Below are 842 nucleotides of genomic sequence, written 5' to 3' on the forward strand. Positions count from 1 at the left end.
CCCAAACGACTGTTTAGCAAAAACACAGGTCTCTGCTAAATCGCAAGATGAAGTATAGGGGCTGACGCCTGCCCGGTGCTGGAAGGTTAAGGGGATGTGTCATCGCAAGAGAAGCACTGAACCGAAGCCCCAGTAAACGGCGGCCGTAACTATAACGGTCCTAAGGTAGCGAAATTCCTTGTCGGGTAAGTTCCGACCCGCACGAAAGGCGTAACGATTTGGGCACTGTCTCAACGAGAGACCCGGTGAAATCATAGTACCTGTGAAGATGCAGGTTACCCGCGACAGGACGGAAAGACCCCATGGAGCTTTACTACAGCCTGATATTGAGGCTTTGTACGCGATGTACAGGATAGGTGGGAGTTTGTGAAGCCGGAGCGCCAGCTTCGGTGGAGACACCCTTGGGATACCACCCTTTGCGTATAGAGTCTCTAACTCGCAGCCGTGATCCGGCTGGAGGACCGTGTCAGGCGGGTAGTTTGACTGGGGCGGTCGCCTCCTAAACAGTAACGGAGGCGCCCAAAGGTTCCCTCAGAATGGTTGGAAATCATTCGAAGAGTGCAAAGGCAGAAGGGAGCTTGACTGCGAGACCTACAAGTCGAGCAGGGACGAAAGTCGGGCTTAGTGATCCGGTGGTTCCGCATGGAAGGGCCATCGCTCAACGGATAAAAGCTACCCTGGGGATAACAGGCTGATCTCCCCCAAGAGTCCACATCGACGGGGAGGTTTGGCACCTCGATGTCGGCTCATCGCATCCTGGGGCTGGAGTAGGTCCCAAGGGTTGGGCTGTTCGCCCATTAAAGCGGTACGCGAGCTGGGTTCAGAACGTCGTGAGACAGTTC

Annotated in this window: 1 rRNA gene; it reads left to right on the top strand. The window is 55.2% G+C overall.

Annotation, left to right across the window (positions count from 1 at the left end):
* A 23S ribosomal RNA gene (locus OKS35_RS15315) occupies positions 1-842 on the top strand; the annotation flags it as partial.

It is taken from the genome of Exiguobacterium sp. N5 (assembly GCF_025842465.1).
GTDB classification, from domain to species: domain Bacteria; phylum Bacillota; class Bacilli; order Exiguobacteriales; family Exiguobacteriaceae; genus Exiguobacterium; species Exiguobacterium profundum.